At 70.5% G+C, this 17196-nt stretch carries 12 protein-coding genes, 5 tRNA genes and 1 pseudogene; 7 read left to right on the forward strand and 11 right to left on the reverse strand.

The annotated features are described in order from the left end of the window. Window positions 1-7: 7 nt before the first annotated feature. Together ABD332_RS16465 and ABD332_RS16470 are read left to right on the forward strand one after the other, a co-directional pair. On the forward strand, window positions 8-1138 hold the full coding sequence (locus ABD332_RS16465; RefSeq protein ID WP_344502783.1) for an ABC transporter ATP-binding protein: 1131 nt from the start codon (window positions 8-10) through the stop codon (window positions 1136-1138). A gap of 226 nt (window positions 1139-1364) precedes the next feature. Further along, entirely contained in the window at window positions 1365-3056 is a 1692-nt protein-coding gene (locus ABD332_RS16470) for a S8 family serine peptidase (protein WP_344502784.1), read from the forward strand. Window positions 3057-3085: 29 nt separating this feature from the next. Here the strand turns inward: ABD332_RS16470 and ABD332_RS16475 are convergent, their stop codons facing one another. Then, window positions 3086-3478, reverse strand: coding sequence for a response regulator (locus ABD332_RS16475; protein WP_344502785.1), 393 nt, complete (start codon window positions 3476-3478; stop codon window positions 3086-3088). A 59-nt stretch (window positions 3479-3537) separates the two neighbouring features. Here ABD332_RS16475 and mgrA point away from each other — a divergent pair, with 59 nt between their 5' ends. Continuing rightward, window positions 3538-4500 carry an L-glyceraldehyde 3-phosphate reductase gene (mgrA, locus tag ABD332_RS16480; protein WP_344502810.1) on the forward strand — a complete coding sequence of 321 codons (963 nt, stop codon included), beginning with the start codon at window positions 3538-3540 and terminating at the stop codon, window positions 4498-4500. Here the strand turns inward: mgrA and ABD332_RS16485 are convergent. Continuing rightward, the gene (locus ABD332_RS16485; protein WP_344502786.1) at window positions 4480-4977 is read right to left on the reverse strand and encodes a hypothetical protein; all 498 of its coding nucleotides are present in this window, start codon (window positions 4975-4977) and stop codon (window positions 4480-4482) included. The genes mgrA and ABD332_RS16485 overlap by 21 nt on opposite strands. A 134-nt stretch (window positions 4978-5111) precedes the next feature. Between ABD332_RS16485 and ABD332_RS16490 the strand changes: the two are divergent. From ABD332_RS16490 to ABD332_RS16505, 4 genes and pseudogenes are all read left to right on the forward strand, one after another. After that, a pseudogene (locus tag ABD332_RS16490) lies at window positions 5112-6329 on the forward strand (MFS transporter); the annotation flags it as partial. Between the two features lie 3409 nt (window positions 6330-9738). Further along, on the forward strand, window positions 9739-12555 hold the full coding sequence (locus ABD332_RS16495) for a collagen-like domain-containing protein (protein WP_344502788.1): 2817 nt from the start codon (window positions 9739-9741) through the stop codon (window positions 12553-12555). A 132-nt stretch (window positions 12556-12687) separates the two neighbouring features. Continuing rightward, window positions 12688-13569 carry a glycosyltransferase family 2 protein gene (locus tag ABD332_RS16500; RefSeq protein WP_344502789.1) on the forward strand — a complete coding sequence of 294 codons (882 nt, stop codon included), beginning with the start codon at window positions 12688-12690 and terminating at the stop codon, window positions 13567-13569. A 69-nt stretch (window positions 13570-13638) separates the two neighbouring features. Further along, window positions 13639-13797 (forward strand): hypothetical protein, encoded by a 159-nt coding sequence (locus tag ABD332_RS16505; protein WP_344502790.1) that lies wholly within the window; start codon window positions 13639-13641, stop codon window positions 13795-13797. Here ABD332_RS16505 and ABD332_RS16510 read toward each other — a convergent pair. The 9 genes from ABD332_RS16510 to ABD332_RS16550 all read right to left on the reverse strand — a co-directional run. Further along, window positions 13763-13848 (reverse strand) — tRNA-Ser (locus tag ABD332_RS16510). The genes ABD332_RS16505 and ABD332_RS16510 overlap by 35 nt on opposite strands. Before the next feature lie 12 nt (window positions 13849-13860). Next, window positions 13861-13935 (reverse strand) — tRNA-Arg (locus tag ABD332_RS16515). An 11-nt stretch (window positions 13936-13946) separates the two neighbouring features. After that, a tRNA-Ser gene (locus ABD332_RS16520) sits at window positions 13947-14032 on the reverse strand. Window positions 14033-14036: 4 nt separating this feature from the next. Continuing rightward, window positions 14037-14109, reverse strand: a tRNA-Leu gene (locus ABD332_RS16525). 22 nt (window positions 14110-14131) lie between these two features. Then, window positions 14132-14204: transfer RNA gene (locus ABD332_RS16530), tRNA-Ala, on the reverse strand. 45 nt (window positions 14205-14249) lie between these two features. Next, window positions 14250-14693 carry an HNH endonuclease gene (locus ABD332_RS16535; RefSeq protein ID WP_344502791.1) on the reverse strand — a complete coding sequence of 148 codons (444 nt, stop codon included), beginning with the start codon at window positions 14691-14693 and terminating at the stop codon, window positions 14250-14252. 427 nt (window positions 14694-15120) lie between these two features. Further along, a complete protein-coding gene (locus tag ABD332_RS16540) occupies window positions 15121-15741 on the reverse strand; it encodes a hypothetical protein (protein ID WP_344502792.1) in 621 nt (206 codons plus the stop codon). Window positions 15742-15820: 79 nt separating this feature from the next. Next, entirely contained in the window at window positions 15821-16234 is a 414-nt protein-coding gene (locus ABD332_RS16545; RefSeq protein WP_344502793.1) for a response regulator, read from the reverse strand. Then, window positions 16235-17196: chemotaxis protein CheW (locus tag ABD332_RS16550; RefSeq protein ID WP_344502795.1), on the reverse strand; the 962-nt coding region annotated here is incomplete at its 5' end. It abuts the gene before it with no gap.

The following is a 17196-nucleotide window of genomic DNA, read 5'->3' on the forward strand; positions in this document are numbered from 1 at the left end:
CACGACTGTGTCGACGAGCACCCAACCCCAGCCGTCCGCGGCTCCGCAGCGGGACGGCGAGAACCTCCTCGAGGTCCGAGGCGTGGAGAAGCACTTCCCGATCCTTCGGGGTGCCTTCTTCAAGCGCAAGGTCGGCGCCGTGCGCGCCGTGGACGGCATCGACCTCGCCGTCAAGAGCGGTGAGACGCTCGGCCTGGTCGGCGAGTCCGGCTGCGGCAAGTCCACCACCGGCCGGCTCATGACCCGCCTGCTGGAGCCGACGGGCGGCAAGGTCATCCTGGAGGGGCGCGACATCTCGCACCTCGGCGTCTCCCAGATGCGCCCCCTGCGCCGGGAGATCCAGATGATCTTCCAGGACCCGTACTCGTCGCTGAACCCGCGGCACACCGTCGGCTCGATCGTCGGCGCCCCGCTGCAGGTGCAGAACATCAAGACGCCGCACGGGCAGAAGCGTGAGGTCCAGCGCCTGCTGGAGCTGGTCGGGCTCAACCCCGAGCACTACAACCGCTACCCGCACGAGTTCTCCGGCGGCCAGCGGCAGCGCATCGGCATCGCCCGGGCGCTCGCCCTGCAGCCGAAGCTCATCATCGCCGACGAGCCGGTCTCGGCCCTGGACGTGTCGATCCAGGCGCAGGTCGTCAACCTGCTCGACGACCTGCAGCGCGAGTTCAACCTGACCTACGTGTTCATCGCGCACGACCTGTCCGTGGTCAAGCACATCTCGGACCGGGTCGCCGTCATGTACCTGGGGAAGGTCGTCGAGGTCGGCCCGCGGGACGGCCTGTACGGCACGCCGCTGCACCCGTACACCTTCGCGCTGCTGTCGGCGGTGCCGGTGCCCGACCCCGACCGCCGCGACAAGGCGCAGCGGGAGCGGGTCCTGCTCACCGGCGACGTGCCCAGCCCGATCGACCCGCCGTCCGGCTGCCGCTTCCGGACCCGGTGCTGGAAGGCGCAGGACGTGTGCGCCCAGGAGGAGCCGCCGCTGCGCGAGCTGCTGCCGGGCCAGACGGTCGCCTGCCACTTCCCGATCACCGACGAGGAGCGCTCCGCCAAGGGCGCTCAGGCGGCCCGGGCCGCCGCCGCGGAGATCCCGGTGGCCGCCTCGACGGACCCCTTTGCGGAGCCGATCGCATAACACCACGGAATGTGAGCCGGGGAGTCGACCAGGTCGGCTCCCCGGCTTTGTTCTGTCAATTCGCCCCTACCCGCGACCTGCCCCTATGTGGTGCGGACGCAAAGGAAACCGTGGAGCGAATCGCCCGAAACATTTGAAAATCTTGAGGCGAACGCCTTCCGCAGACCAATGTTTTTCGATCTCATATCCCCATCCCCTCGAACCGGGAGGACATGTGGGATTCAAGATGAGGCTCACGGGCGCCGCGGTGATCACCGCGGCGTTGACCGTGAGCACGGCAGGCTTGTCTGCACCGGCCAGCGCCGAGGCCGTCGCCAACACGGAGTACACCGTGGTGGCCGCGGACAACGTCTCCACCGGTGACGCGACCGCCGCCATCACCAAGGCCGGCGGCAAGGTCATCGCCACCAACGACACGGTGGGGATGTTCACGGTCCTGGCACCGCAGAGCGGTTTCGTCGAGAAGGCGGCAGCCTCCTCGAAGCTCGTCGGCGCCGCACACCGCACCGCCATCGGCAAGGCTCCCAAGAAGGAGCAGCCGTCCGGTGTGGAGAAGGAAGCACTGGCCGCGGCAGCGGCAGCGGCGAAGAAGCCCGGTGGCAAGAAGCCCGCCACCGCCGGACTGGACCCCATGGACGACAAGCTGTGGGGCCTCAAGACGGTCAGGTCGGACCTCGCCCGCAAGGTCAACGCCGGCGACAAGCGCGTCACCGTCGGCGTCCTGGACACCGGCGTCGACGCGTCGCAGCCCGACATCGCCCCGAACTTCAACTGGGCGCTGTCGAAGAACTTCGCGCCGGACAAGGTCGACATCGACGGTCCGTGTGAGGTCGCGAGCTGCCTCGACCCGGTCGGCACCGACGACGGCGGCCACGGCACGCACGTCGCCGGCACGATCGGCGCGGCGGCCAACGGCTTCGGCATCTCCGGTGTCGCGCCGAACGTGTCGCTGGTCGAGCTCAAGGGCGGCCAGGACTCGGGGTACTTCTTCCTCGAGCCCGTCGTCAACGCGCTCGTGCACGCCGGCCAGTCGGGCATCGACGTGGTCAACATGTCGTTCTACGTCGACCCGTGGCTGTTCAACTGCACGGCCAACCCGGCGGACTCCCCCGCCGCGCAGGCCGAGCAGCGCACCATCATCCGCGGCATGTTCCGCGCCCTGACGTACGCCCACTTCAAGGGCGTCACGCTCGTCGGCGCGCTCGGCAACAACCACGAGGACAAGGGCAAGCCGCGCACCGACATCTCCAGCCCGGACTACCCGGCGGACGCCGCGTACGACCGGCCCATCGACAACAGCTCCTGCTGGGACCTGCCCGTCGAGGGACCGTTCGTCATCGGCGTCTCCTCCCTCGGCCCGTCGCTGAAGAAGTCGGACTTCTCCGACTACGGCCTGGAGCGCATCGGCGTCTCCGCGCCCGGCGGCTGGTTCCGTGACGGCTTCGGCACGGACAGCTACCGAACCAACGAGAACATGATCCTCTCCACGTACCCGAAGAAGGTGCTGCAGGAGGAGGGCACGGTCGACGCCGACGGCAACGTCGTGCCGGAGGCCGAGGGCCTGGTCTACAAGGAGTGCACCGCCGCCGGGAAGTGTGGCTACTACACCTGGCTGCAGGGCACCTCGATGGCCTCCCCGCACGCGGCCGGCGTCGCGGCGCTCATCGTGAGCGCGCACGGCGCCAAGCACGGCAAGGACTTCGGTCTCGAGCCGTGGAAAGTCGAGTACATCCTGTACAGCACGGCCGCCGAGCACGCCTGCCCGGAGCCGCGCCTGCAGACGTACACGAACGAAGGCCGCTCCGAGGAGTTCAACGCGCTCTGCGAGGGTGGCACGGAGTTCAACGGCTTCTACGGCTTCGGCATCGTCGACGCCTACAAGGCCGTGACCGCCAAGGCCTGGTGGGAGCACCGCTAGCAGTTTGTGACCGTCCTGGTGGCACGCGTCTATGCGTCGCGTGCCACCAGGCGTCCGCCGAGCAGCGCGTCGGCCTTGCTGACCAGGACGCTCGGGCGGATCGGTTTCGTCATGTACTCGGTGGCGCCGACCATCATCGCCTCCTCGCGGCCCCGCATCCGCCCGTACGCGCTGAGCATGAGGATCGGCAGCTTCGCCGTCGCCGGGTCGGCCCGCAGCGCCTTGCACAGGTCCAGGCCCGAGATGTTCGGCATCCACATGTCGGTGACCAGCAGGTCGAACCGGTCCTTCCGGAGGGCCTCCAGCGCCTCGCCGCCGCTGGTGACGGCGACGACCGACGCGCCCGCGGACTCCAGCGCCATGGTGAAGAGCTCACGGATATCCGGATCGTCCTCTGCCACCAGTACCGTCGCGGCCCCCATTATCCCAGCTTAAGATCCTCAGCGTGGCGTATGAGGCGGCTTCGAGCCGATACCAGGACATGCAATACCGGCGCAGCGGCCGCAGCGGGCTGAAGCTGCCGGCGATCTCGCTCGGGCTGTGGCACAACTTCGGGCACGCGCGTCCGTACGAGACCCAGCAGGCGATCGTGCGTCGCGCCTTCGATCTCGGGGTCACCCACTTCGACCTGGCCAACAACTACGGGCCGCCGCCGGGCTCCGCGGAGACGAACTTCGGGCGGATCCTCGCCGAGGACCTCCGGCCCTACCGGGACGAGCTGATCATCTCGACCAAGGCCGGCTACGACATGTGGGACGGCCCCTACGGTGAGTGGGGGTCGCGCAAGTACCTGACGGCGTCGCTGGACCAGTCGCTGCGGCGGATGGGCCTGGAGTACGTCGACATCTTCTACTCCCACCGGCCGGACCCCGACACTCCCCTCGAGGAGACCATGGGGGCGCTGGACCGGGCCGTGCGGGCCGGCAAGGCGCTCTACGTGGGCATCTCCAACTACACGCCGGAGCAGACCGCTTCGGCGGCTTCCATTCTGCGCTCGCTCGGCACGCCGCTGCTGATCCACCAGCCGCGGTACTCGATGTTCGACCGCTGGATCGAGGACTCGCTGCTCGACGTGCTCGAGTCGGAGGGCGCCGGGTGCATCCCGTTCTCGCCGCTCGCGCAGGGGCTGCTGACGGACCGCTACCTTTCCGGCATCCCGTCCGACTCGCGGGTGCGGACCAGCCGCTTCCTCAACGAGAGCGACCTCAGCGAGTCGCGCCTGAAGACGATCGAGGCACTGAACGAGGTGGCCCGCGGGCGCGGCCAGAGCCTCGCGCAGCTCGCCCTGGCGTGGGCGCTGCGCGACCCGCGGGTCACCTCGCTGATCATCGGGGCGAGCTCGGTGGCGCAGCTGGAGCAGAACCTGGGGGCTTTGTCGGCTCCCGCGCTGACCTCCGAAGAGCTCACCCGCATCGACGCTGTGCTAGCTCAGCAGACCGTTTAGCGTCGTGATCACCGGCTGGAGGGCGGCGGGCACGGCGCCGTCCTTCACCTGGACCTCCTTGCCGCCATAGGTGATGGTGTACGTGTAGCCGTCGGCGACGTTGGTGCTGCCGGCGGCGGTGGGCAGCTTGGAGAAGCCGACCTGCTCCAAGGTGCCCTTGAGCGTGGTCAGCTGGGCCGGGGTGAGCTTGCCTTCCTTGGTGCCGGCCTTGGCGGTCAGCGTCCAGCCGCCGTCCGGCCGCACGACCAGGCGGTCGTTGGTGCCGGCGAGGCCTCCCTGGCGGGTGAAGATCAGCAGCGCGTCCGTGGTGTTCTGGCTGCTGCCGGTGCTGGGGTCGGCGCTCGGGCTCACGCTGGTGCTCGCCGGCGCCGCCGCACTGGTGGACGGCGCCGTGCCGGCCTGGTTGGCGTCGTCGGCGCAGCCCGTCAGGGCCAGCGCGAGCAGGGCGGTGACGGCGATCGGGGTCCTCGACCTCATCGAAGGTATCTCCATCTCTCTTGGACTGCGGGTTCGCAGCTCGGGTTCCCCGTGACGTGTTCTTCGTTACCTTCTGTGCGCTCGTGGCGGTAACTCGCTCGTTTCTTGTCATACCCCCACGACATGATTGCCCCATGCGCCTCGACCCGTACCGTCACGTCCTCGCTCTTCCTGGGGTGCGGTCGCTCATGGTGCTGGCGCTGCTCGCCCGGATCCCGATCACCGCCATCGGGGTCACGATGACGCTGCACGTGGCTCAGGACCTCCACCGCGGCTGGGGCGCCGCCGGTCTGGTCGGTGCCGCCCTCACCGTCGGCACCGCGATCGGCGGCCCGCTCAACGGCCGCTTCGTCGATCGTAAGGGCCTGCGCCCGATGCTCGTCGTCACCACCGTGTGCGAGGCAATCTTCTGGGTGGTGGCGCCGTCACTGTCCTATCCCGCGCTGCTGGTCGGCGCCTTCGTCGCCGGCGTGTTCTCCCTGCCGGTGTTCTCCGTGGTCCGCCAGTCGCTGGCCGCGCTCGTCCCCGCCGACCAGCGCCGCCAGGCCTACGCGCTGGACTCGATGTCGGTCGAGCTGTCGTTCATGGCCGGCCCGCCGCTCGCCGTGCTGCTCATGAGCAGCCTCTCCGGCCGCGTCACCATGTGGTCAATCGGCGGCTGCCTCGTCCTCGCCGGCCTGGCCCTCTTCCTGACCGACCCGCCCGTCCACGCCCCCGCCGACGACGACTCCCCCGCGGGCGCCACCACCGCGCCGCTGCGCCGCCGCGACTGGCTCACGCCCCGCTTCCTCGCGGTCTGCGCCGCCGCGGCCGCCACGACGATGGTCCTGGCCGGCACCGACCTCGGCATCGTCGCCATGCTCCGTGAGGCGGGCAAGGTCCAGCTCATCGGCGGCCTCCTCGCCGCGTGGGGCATCTATTCGCTGATCGGCGGCTTCGTGTATGGCGCTCTGACGCGCGCGGTGCCGCTGGTCGCCCTCATCGGCGGCCTCAGCCTCTTCACGATCCCCCTCGGCCTGGTCGGCGACCGCTGGTGGCTGCTCACCGTCGCCCTCCTGCCGGCCGGCGCCCTCTGCGCCCCCACCCTCAGCGCCAGCACCGACCTCGTGAGCCGCCTCGTCCCCTCATCCGCCCGCGGCGAGGCCATGGGCTGGCACGGCTCCTCCCTGACGGTCGGCCTGGCCGTCGGCTCCCCGCTCGCCGGCTGGGCCATCGACCGCGGCTCCCCGGGCTGGGGCTTCGCCGCGGTCGGCACCGTCGGCCTCCTCATCACCGCCGTCCTGCTCACCCTGCGCCACACCCACACCCCGGCGCCCTCCCCCACACCCGCAACCAAGCCCTCACCCGCAGCCACAACCGAACCGGGGACCGAACTCGCAACCGCGATCGAACCTGGGACCGTGACCGCCGCCGGGACCGAACCCACGACCGCGACCGCCGCCGCGAAGCCCTCCACCTCCACCCCAACGCCTTCTCCTCTGACCACCACCGCCCCCACGACCACCCCCGCCGCTGCTCCAACCGCCACAGTTGCTCCCACGACGGCCGCCTCGGCAGCCAGCACCGCGGCATCCCACTAGCACGACGACTCCGCCCTCCAGGGTCGCGTCCACTGTCCAAGCAACCCCGCGCTCCTGCTCCCGCCTCCGCCCCACTTCCCGCCTTCACCACGGATCTGGCTGGTCCTGCTCCCGCGGCCCCGGCTGCTGCCACCGCCCAACCGCCACCCCTGCTCCCACTCCAGCCAACACCGCGGCACCCCACCAACACGACCAGTCCCGCCGCCGAGGTCGCATCCGCTGTCCGAGCAGACCCGCCGCCCCCGCTCCCATCTCCACCCCCACCGCTACTCCCACAACACCGCCTCTGCAGGCCAACACCGCGGCACCCCACCAACACGACGACTCCGGCCTCCAAGGTCGCGTCCGCTGGCCGGGCACCTCCGCCACTCCCGGCCCCGCCTCCACCAGTGCTCCAGGCGCCACCCACTACTCCCGCCTCCACCACGGCTCCGGTGCTACCCCCACTCCACAGTTCCGGCTGCCGCCGCCACAACCGCCGCCTCGGCTCCCGCTCCAGCCAGCAGCACGGCACCCCACCAACACGACGACCCCGGCCTCCGAGGGACGCGTCCGCTGTCCGAGCAGCCCCGCCGCTCCCACTCCCGCCTCCACCATTGCTTCGGCTGCTGCTCCTTCCGCGGCTACTCCGACTCCCGCGGCCCCGGCTGCTGCCACCGCCCTGCTCCCACTCCGGCCAGCCCCGCGGCATCCCGCAAGCACGACAGCCCCGACCGTTGACCGGGTAGCCCCGCGGCTCCAGCCGCCACTGCCGCTTCCCGCCGGCACCGCCGGCTAGGCAACCGCCACCGCCGCTCCCACCACGGCCGCTTCCGCAGCCAGCACTGCCGCACCACTAACCGACAATTCCGGCCGCACTGACACGACAACTCCCGCAGCCGAGGTCGCGTCCGCTGATCCGAGCTGCCCGCTGATCCAGCCAGCACCGCCACCTCCACCAGCACCGTCACCCGACAGCTGGGCGCCGATCCGAACCGCTCCCACAGCCCCGCCTCCATCGCCGTTCACGCCAGCACTGCTTCCTCTCGCCACCGCCAGCCGCCGCCCTGAACAGCTCCACCGCTGCCGCCCCTGCTCCGGCTGCTGCCACCGCTCCAACCGCCACCGCCGCTCGCTCCCGCAACAGCCGCCTCGGCAGCCAGCACCGCGGCGGCCCACTTGCATGACGGCTCCGGCACCGAGGTCACGTCCGCTGATCCGAGCAGCCCCGCCGATCCAGTCCGGAGCGCTGCTTCTCTTGAGCACCGCCGCCCCAGGTCACCGCCACAGATCCGAACACCTCCGCCCCTCCACCCCGCCACCGTCACCCCGGCCGCCGCCACCGGTGCCCCGCTCCAGCCACTTCCGCAGCTGACACTGCAGCGTCCACTAGTGCGACGACTCCTGCCGCTAAGGTCGCGTCCGCCGATCCGGGCAGCCTCGCCGCCCCAGCTCCAGCTCCAGCCAGCACCGCTACTTCCCGCCAGCAACGCCGCCACCGTCACCGACCCGAACAGGTCCACAGCTGCCGCCATCACTCCGGCGGCCGCCGCTGCAACCGCCGCCGTTGCGGCCGCGACAGCCGCTTCTGCGGCCAGCACCGCGGCGGTCCACTAGCGCGACGACTGCGGCCGCCGAGGTCACCTCCGCTGATCTGAACAGCCCGCAGTTCCAGCGAGCACCGCTGGTCCGGCGGCTGGGCGGTGCTGTCGGTGCTGCTCTGGGCGCCGTTGCTGTCGCTGGGACCGCTGGTCCTGTTCGCGGGTTGGGTGTTGATCGAAGTCGTCCGGTGGTCGTCTGGGCGGCCAGGGGCGTCCTTCGATCATGTGGTCCTTCGACTGAGAGGTCCGCCGGTCGGTGTAGCGGTGGTGGTGTCCGCTTGCGGTTCTTCCGCCCGGCCCGGGTGCCCCCGTGCCGCGTTGATCAGGTAGCGGATCCGGTCGCCATGGCAGCCGGATCTGCTACTCGATCAAGAGGGGGCGGAGGTTGGCGCGGGGTGTGGGGCGTCTGATTCGGGGTTGGGGCGTTGAGAGTTGTGGTGGGTCGGGAGGGCGGGGGGAAGGTGTGGATCGTGCCGGTTTGGGGTTTATCGGGTGGGAGGGGGGTCCGTTAAATCTTTGTGTTGGCACGTTTCGGGCGTGGTTCGCGGGGTGGATCACCGAGCGTGCCTCCGGCAGGAGGGAGCCGCGATCAGACGGGGAGCGAATGTCGGCGAGGGCTGGACCGCAGGGGGCGTGATGGGCGGAGAGGGTGCGGGATTGTCCGGAAGGGGACCGTTTCGGGGGCGAAGGGTGGCGGGAATCAAGCGGTGTCGAACTGGGGTGGGTGGCGTCCGAAGCGCGTTGGGCTTCCTATTCGTCGGGAGCGGGAAATGGGTGGGGTGGGCGCTGGCCAAACGGCTGGCGACGGGTGGGCGAACGGTGGGTTGCGGCCGGTCAGGCGGGTGGGCCGGGCGGGGGCGTGCAGGTTGCAAGGTGCGGTCCGCGAGGGGAATACAGCACGGAGAAAGGTGGGGCCGGGAAGGGACCTAGGGATCGGTGGGCGTCGCTGCGTGAATGCGATTCGGCGTGGCTTCTAGATCGACAGAGGAGGACGACGTGTACTTCGTCACCCGGCGAGATGGGGTCGCGGGGCTGGACGGGAGGAGTAATGGCTGTTCAGAGTGGGTGTGGGGCGTCAAGTCGGGCGGGTTGACCGGCTGTGGCACACAGGACGGAAGCCCGATCTACGGGTATCCAGGAGTGGGGCTGATCGATGGGTCCTGTCCGGATCGACCGATAGGAGAGGTTTTGCTGGCAGTGATAACAGCGACGGGGGCGATCACCGCAAGGACTGCGGCAGTCACAGAACGTATTCGTCGCAGTGGGACCGCCGGCATGGGCAACTCTCCGGAAAACTCGTCATCAATCGGGGTGAATCCGCCCAGATCTACCCGCCTGTCAGGCATATCCAACGGGTCCGGCGACAAACAGGATGGTTGCGTCCGTCACTCAGCGCGGTACGATCCGCCAGAGCCGCCATGCGGTCATCGGTGTGGAACCCCCTCCGCATCGCACCGCTCGTGGCACACCCGACGGAGGGCGATCTTGACTATCTGCTGCCCGCTTGCAGCAAGCGCGCCGGACGATCAGGCTGCGATGCGCTCTGTGGCATCGCTATCCGCCGGGTCAGCAGATCGTGTGAGGTTCGCATGAGTACGGCGATGCAGGTTCGGCTGCGGCACTGGCCCGGCATGAAGGTTTCCTGGCTCGGCGCGGGTGCTGTCGTCCATTCCGGCGACGAGCCCAGCCCGGGCGCGGCGGCGCTGGTCGTGTCGCCGCACGGCTCCACCGAGTGTGCGGTGGTCATCAGCTCGCACACCGTCAAGCTGCAGCCCGCGATGGTCGAGGAGCTGGCCGAGGTCCTGGCCAACGGGCTTCCCCGCGGGTTCACGGCGATGCGGTTCGTCGCGTGGGACGGCGCGTGCGCCACCAACGAGCGGCCGGCCGCGGCGCACTTGATCGCCATGCGGCTCGGGATCGACGTCATCGCGGCGGCGGGGCCGCTGCTGGGCGTGCCGGGTGGGTCGCTGTTCGCGCCGATCGGGCGTGGGGAGCACCGGCCGGGCGGGTTCTGGCGGTTCCGGACGGGTGCGCAGCCGCAGCGGGTCGGCTGGCGGTTCCCCGCGCCGCACTGGGAACAGGACCTCGGCGAGGTGCCCGAGCTGCCCGGCGACCTGGTGCTCGACCAGATCCCCGCGGGCCTGTGGCTGCACCGCCGCCGGGTCGGCAGCGTCACGGACCTCGCGTACTCGGTGCCGACGGATCACTCGCACCCGGCGATGATCCTGTCGCACCCGAACGAGGAGCCGCTGCACCGCGACGAGCTCATGCAGGCCGTCTCCGTCATTCCGGCGCTCGCCGCCGATCGGTGTGTCTTCACGCCGTACGGGCAGCGCCCCCTCCTCGACGGCCCCGTCGGGCCGGTCGTCGCCGACGTGCTGGGCCGCGCCGTGCACGTGCGCACCGGTCTGCCGCTGTGCGCGCCCGCCGGGCAGCGCGCGGTCGTCACGATCGACCAGAAGGGCCTCCCCCGCTGGCGGACGTTCGCCCGGGAGCTGTGGCACGCGCCGCGCACCGGCGCGCCGCGGCCGGTCGACTGGGTCAACCCGTGCCCCGACGTGCTCGACACGCCGGCGGGTGCGGCCACGTTCACGCTCGGCGGCGGCTGGGTCCTGGAGGTCGTCCAGGCCGGCCTGTGGATCCGTCCCGAGCACCTGACCGACCCCGCGGACTGGATCCGCGGCCTGCCGGTCGACGTCAACCGCTGCGCGATCATTGTGGGCGCCCCGCACGCCGCGGAGCTGCCGCCCCCTGGTCACACGATGGCCGACGTACTGGAGAAGCTCCCGGTCGACGCGCGCAAGCGGGCCTATCTGGCCGTGCCGCGCGGGGCCGCGCCGAACGTGTTCATCCTCGCGACCGCGCTGCGGGACTCGCTGCCGGAGCCCGGTGAGGTCGAGCTCGTCGCCCCGCCGACGACGAGCGGCTCGTTCCCGGCGGTCGGCTCGACGACGGGTTCGTTCCCCGCGGCGGCGCCCAACGGGCACCGGCCCGACGGACCGTTCCTGGTCAACGGCCGGCCCGCCAACGGGCACCCGTCCGGCGCACACCCGACGGTGTCGCGCCCGGCGCACGCCTCGTTCGACGGCGACGAGCCGCAGGACCCGTGGCGCACCGTCTACGACCCCCAGCGCACCGGCTCCTTCGAGCCGCTCACCAGCACCGACCGCCGCGAGCCGCGCACGGGTGGCTTCGCGCCGGCCGAGCCGACCAGCGGGTCGTTCGCCCCGGTCGAGCCGCGGTCGGGGGCCTTCCCGCCGGTGGAGCCGCGGACCGCGGCGTTCCCGGCCCCCCACAACGGAGCGGACCACCGCAACGGGGCCGACCCGCGCAACGGGGCCGACCTGCGCAACGGGGCGGACCACCGGAACGGGGCTGACCTGCGCAACGGCGCCGACCCTCGTACCGGAGCGGACCCTCGTACCGGAGCGGACCCGCGCAACGGCAGCGACCTTCGCAACGGCGCCGATCCCCGCAACGGGGCGGACCACCGGAACGGGGCTGACCTGCGCAACGGGGCCGACCTGCGCAACGGCGGCGACCCTCGTACCGGAGCGGACCCGCGCAACGGCAGCGACCTTCGCAACGGGATGGACCACCGCAACGGCGCCGACCCGCGCAACGGGCACGACCCGCGGACCGGGGCGTTCGCGCCGGTCGAGCCGCCGACGGGGTCGTTCGCGCCGCTGAGCCCGAACGGGACCAACGGCCAGCACGCCCCCGGCGGTTTCGGGCCGCAGCCCGGCCAGCCGCAGCACATGGGCCAGGGCCACATGGGCCAGCCGCAGCACCCGGGCCCGCAGCACCCCGGTCAGACGCACCCCGGTCAGTCCCGCCCCAGTCAGCAGTACCCGGGCCAGCAGGGACGCGGTCCCGGGTTCGGCAACGGGCGGGGCGACAGCACCACGGCGTTCCCCCCGGTCGCGCCCGAGGCCTACCGCGGCATGCCCAACGGCACCCACCCGGAGCTGAACGTGGCGCCGCCGCGGACGTACCACCGCGAGCAGCAGTCGTACGACACCCAGGCCCACGACGCGGGACGGCCGGCCAACGACGGGTACCGCTTCGACGCCCCGAACTACGACGAGCACCACTTCGACCTGCCGACGCCGCCCGGGCAGCGCGCACCGGTCCAGCGGATGCCCGCGCACGACGAGGCCGAGGACGCGGGCGGCGCCGAGGACACGTCGTCGATCCGCTCGGGCCGGGAGATCCGCTCGCACGGCAAGAAGGCGAAGGCCACCCGCACGGACGACAAGACCAGCACGCAGGAGCTCGACCGCCTGCTCGGGTTCTTCGACGAGATCCGCCGCGCGAAGGCGTGGGACGAGGACTCGCCGGGCTCGGAGACGGACGAGGCCACGGCGCGCCGCGCGGCCGCCGGCCAGCCACCCGCCGGCCCCCGGCGCGCCCGCTAGGCAAAACCCGGCAAAGCCAGGCAAGGCCCACTGGGCGAAGCCAGGCAAACGACGCGACAGCGGCCCGGTCTCGGAAAGAGGCCGGGCCGCCGCGTTTTCGCCGCCGGGCCGGGGCCGACTAGGATCGGCCGGGTGCTCGACATCATGCTGCCGCACTACGGCGACGTGGAGCTGCTGAAGCTCGCCGTCAACAGTGTCATCGCGCAGACCGACGACCGGTGGCAGCTGACCGTCCTGGACGACAGCACCACCGAAGGCATCCCCGAGTGGTTCGCCGCATTGGGGCACGAGCGCGTCACGTACCGGCGAAACCCCACAAACCTGGGCGTCACCGGCAACTTTCAGCAGTGCGTCGACCTCGCCACCGAGCCGTTCATGGTCATCATGGGCTGTGACGACGTGATGCTGCCCAACTACGTCGCGTCGGTGCACGCGCTCGTCGACGCGCATCCGGACGCGGTGCTGATCCAGCCCGGCGTCGAGGTGATCGACGCGCGCGGCGAGGTGGTGCGGACGCTCGCCGACTCGACGAAGCGCCGGGTGTACGCGCCGAAGATCGACGGCACCGTGGTCCTGTCGGGCGAGGAGCTCGCGGTGAGCCTGCTGCGCGGCAACTGGCTGTACTTCCCGTCGCTGTGCTGGCGCACGTCGCAGGTGCAGGCGGTCGGCTTCGACCAGTCGCTGAAGGTGATCCAGGACCTCGCGCTCATCCTCGAGCTGGTCACCCGGGGGGGCACGCTCGTCGCGACGGACGTGGTGTCGTTCCGGTACCGGCGGCACGGCTCCAGCCTGTCGTCGTCGTCCGCGGTGACGGGCGGGCGGTTCAGCGAGGCCCGGGACTTCTTCCTCGCCGCGGCGGCCCGGATGGACGCGCACGGGTGGCACCGGGCGGCCAAAGCGGCCCGCTGGCGCCTGTCGTCGCGCATCCACGCACTGACGATGGTGCCTGCGGCCGCGAAGCAGCGCAGCGGCAGCAGTGTGGGCGTGCTCACAAAGTACGCGCTCGGTCGCTGACCATGTAGACATCGCGGGGGCGGCTTCGTCGTATCCAGTGCAAGGCCGGACACGACGAAGGAGACCGCGATGATCCACTCCAGCCACCTGCTCTGGCAGGCGAGCACCATGACCGAGGACCGGCAGCGCGAGGCGGAGCGGCAGCTGGCCCGCGCCGCGGCGCGGTGGCACCGCCGCCTGTGGGGGGCGAAGGCGGAGAGGGTGGGAGTCGAACCCACACGGGCGTGAACCCAACGCCGTTTTCGAGACGGGTGCCGGCACCAATCGGCTGGCCTCTCCAGTGCTGTGACGCGCCCTCGGAGGGATTCGAACCCCCGGCCTCTTCGTTCGTAGCGAAGTGCTCTCGTTCCGCTGAGCTACAAGGGCATGGTGGTGCGCGGAAAGTGAGGGGATCGAACCCCCGCGGGGTCGTCCCCCGTCGACGGCTTAGCAAGCCGCAGCCTTACCTCTCGGCCAACTTTCCTCAGTACCCGGAAGAGGATTCGAACCTCCAACCTCCTGACCCTGAATCAGGCGCCTCTACCGTTGGGCCACCCGGGCACGGGTGTGGTGCGGTCGTGCGTGGACCCGACCGGACTCGAACCGGTCGCCTCCGCTGTGCAAGAGCGGCGCTCTTCCTGATGAGCTACAGGCCCGTGTGGCCCGGCGGGGAGGTAGCAGGGCCCCGCCGGGCCCATGGGTCAGCGCTGGGCGAGTGCGTGCCAGGTCGGAATCGACGGCTGGTGTCGCAGCACCATGCCCGCTTCGGCGGGGGTGCGGTCGCCCTTGCGCTGGTTGCAGACCATGCAGGCCGCAACGGTGTTCTTCCAGGTGTTCCGCCCGCCCCGGGACCGGGGCAGGATGTGGTCGATGGTGGTGGCGTCCTTGCCGCAGTAGCCGCAGCGACGGCCGTCACGGGCGTGAACACCGGCGCGGGACCACGCGGGCCCGCTGCCGAAGCGCCAGCGCGTGACGACGTAGGACACGAGCCGGACGACCTTCGGCATCGGGTAGACCCCGATGAGCCGGTCGGGCTCGGACTCGTGCACCACGGCAACCTCACGCAGCAGCATGCGCACCGCATGACGGAGGGTGACCCGGTGCAGGGGTCCGAGGTCGGCGTTGAGAACGAGAACCGCGGTCACCGGGCCTCCCTTCGTTTGTTTCTTCCCAACTGATACCAAACGATCTTGCGTGCCGTGAGCGGGATTCGAACCCGCACCGATCCCATTTTGAGCGGGACGCCTCTACCGATTGGGCTACCCCGGCGAATTGTATTCGGGCACAAAAAAGCCGCCCATTGTCGCGGGCGGCGGAAGAGGAGGGGGAAACCCTATCCTCGCCACCGTCCGGGCAGGAGTAGACTGGCCGACAGGCCGCTGAGCAGCAGGTCACGCCGGGCTCGGGTCGCGCGGGATCGACCGCGTGACGCCGACAACTCGATGCGCTCTGCCATTTGCGGTCTCCCTTCTCAATCCCTGTTGATCTTGACGTGTGGCTCGTTGATGTATTCAAAGATACGACCCCGGCGCCGCCGCGGCAACCATTTAATCGACGGCGCCGGAGGTCGGCTCAGGCGGCGGCCGTGTAGTGCGCGAGGTACAGGTCCATCTCGTCGGTGGACTCGTCGCCCTCGTTGACGCTGAACCACAGCGAGTTCTCCAGCCAGAACCGGTGGATGAACTGCTCGAAGCTGTCGGCGGCGTGGACCATGTTGGCGACGAGGGCGTCGGGGTCCACCTCTTCCAGGCCGACGATCTCCAGCAGCCACGGCGAGGCGATCACGAACGGTTCGGTGCCGGGTCGCAGGTACAGGTACCAGATGACCGCGTCCTGCTGGTCGCGCAGGAACCGTACGAGTTGCGCCGAGGGCTCGACCGGGCTCGGGACGGGGCGGGGCGCCAGGTCGAAGTCGCAGCCGGTGCAGGATGGGATGGCGTCCATGAGGACCTGGCTGCTCATGAAGCGCTTGAACGCGGCCGGCAGCTCGACGTGCGTGGCGAGGGCGCCGACGTCCATGGCCCGCAGCGGGTCGTGCGGCGCGTCCGGGACCAGCCAGCTGAACGTGCCGTCGAAGCGTGACTGGTCCACTACCGGCAGGCTCTCGGTGGGGTACAGCTCGTAGGTACCCATGCTTGCCCGGGCGCTGCCCAGGTCCGTGCCCCACCAGCCGCGCGGAAAGTCGATCGTCATGTGTCGCACGGTACGACGCCATGTGGTGTTCTTCCGTCGCCTATCGGACCAAGACGAGCGCGTTTCAGGTCAACTCGTGTCACCCGTTGCTGGCCGCCTCCAGCGTCGGGATCTGCGGCAGCACGCCGAGGTAGCTCAGCTTTTCGACGATCGCCTCTGCCGTGAAGGGTTTGATGACGTACTCGTGGGCGCCGGCGGCGAGGGCGCGCACGATCTGCCCGTGCTCGCTCTCGGTCGTCACCATCATCAGGGTCATCTGGCGCAGGTGTTTCTGCTTGCGGACCGCCATCACGAACTCGAGGCCGTTCATCTCCGGCATGTTCCAGTCGATCAGGGCGAGCCCGGGTTGCAGGTCCTGGTCCCAGATCTGGTCGAGGGCGTCCTTGCCGTTGGTGGCCTCGCGGACCTCGAAGCCGAGCGGCAGCAGGATCCGTTTGAGGATGCCCCGCATGGCACGCGAGTCGTCGATGACCATGGCGAGCTTCGTGTCCATTCAGACTCCGACAGGTTGGTAGGTGGTGGTTTCGTACGGGTCCGTGGTCGTGTCGATCTTCGTGTGGAAGAGCGGGTCGGCGGCGAGGATGGCGCGGCGGACGTCGAGGAGCTCGGTGACGCGTTGCTGGATGACGGCGGAGCCGAGCAGGCCGTCGTCGCCGAAGTCGCGGCGGGAGTCGTCGAGGCCTTCCTCGACGATGTCGAGGATCTTCTCCACGGCCAGGGCGACGGACCGGCCGTTCTCGGTGTAGACGACGACCGGCACGGTCGGCCCGGACTCCGTCTCGTACGCGCCGAGCATGTGCGACAGGCGCAGCACGGGAAGGATCTGGTCGCGGTACTGCACGACCTCCCGGCTCCCGGTCCGCTCGATCCGCTCCACCGGGAACTCCTCCAGGCGCGTGACCATGTCGAGGGGGATCGCGACCCGCCGGTCACCCACACCCGCGATGAGCAGGCGGCCGCCGCCGCCGTCGGCGCCGCCGCGCCGGACCGACGTGTCGGCGTCGCCGGACTCGACGCCGGCGGCCAGCTGGGCGCGCCTGGCCAGGGAGGCCACATCGAGGATCAATGCGACGCGGCCGTCGCCGAGGAGGGTGGCACCCGCGTACGTGCCGATGTCCTTGAACCGGGACGTGAGCGGCTTGACCACGACCTCTTCGGTGTTGAGCACCCGGTCCACCACCAGCCCGAACCGCTTGCCCTCCGCCTGCAGCACCGCGACGTAGACGTCCTTGTCGTGCTCGCCCTCGCGGGGCAGCCCGAGGGTGTCGTCCAGGTACACCAGGGGCAGGAGCTTGCCCCTGAGGCGGTACACCTGCGCCCCCATGGCATGCTCGACGACGCGGCCGGACTGGCCGTCGAGGTACACCAGCTCGTGCACCGCGACCTGCGGGATGACGTACCGTTCCTCGCCGCACTCGATCGTGAGCGCCTGAATGATGGCGAGGGTCAGCGGAA

The sequence above is a fragment of the Dactylosporangium maewongense genome (assembly GCF_039531485.1).
Classification (GTDB): Bacteria; Actinomycetota; Actinomycetes; order Mycobacteriales; family Micromonosporaceae; genus Dactylosporangium; species Dactylosporangium maewongense.

Excerpts from the sequence above, each read along its gene's own strand:
- ABD332_RS16475 (WP_344502785.1), bottom strand. The coding sequence starts at position 3,478 with ATGGGGGCCGCGACGGTACTGGTGGCAGAGGACGATCCGGATATCCGT.
- ABD332_RS16505 (WP_344502790.1), top strand. The coding sequence starts at position 13,639 with ATGATCCACTCCAGCCACCTGCTCTGGCAGGCGAGCACCATGACCGAG.
- ABD332_RS16485 (WP_344502786.1), bottom strand. The coding sequence starts at position 4,977 with ATGAGGTCGAGGACCCCGATCGCCGTCACCGCCCTGCTCGCGCTGGCC.
- ABD332_RS16540 (WP_344502792.1), bottom strand. The coding sequence starts at position 15,741 with ATGACGATCGACTTTCCGCGCGGCTGGTGGGGCACGGACCTGGGCAGC.
- mgrA (WP_344502810.1), top strand. The coding sequence starts at position 3,538 with ATGCAATACCGGCGCAGCGGCCGCAGCGGGCTGAAGCTGCCGGCGATC.
- ABD332_RS16545 (WP_344502793.1), bottom strand. The coding sequence starts at position 16,234 with ATGGACACGAAGCTCGCCATGGTCATCGACGACTCGCGTGCCATGCGG.
- ABD332_RS16495 (WP_344502788.1), top strand. The coding sequence starts at position 9,739 with ATGCAGGTTCGGCTGCGGCACTGGCCCGGCATGAAGGTTTCCTGGCTC.
- ABD332_RS16470 (WP_344502784.1), top strand. The coding sequence starts at position 1,365 with ATGAGGCTCACGGGCGCCGCGGTGATCACCGCGGCGTTGACCGTGAGC.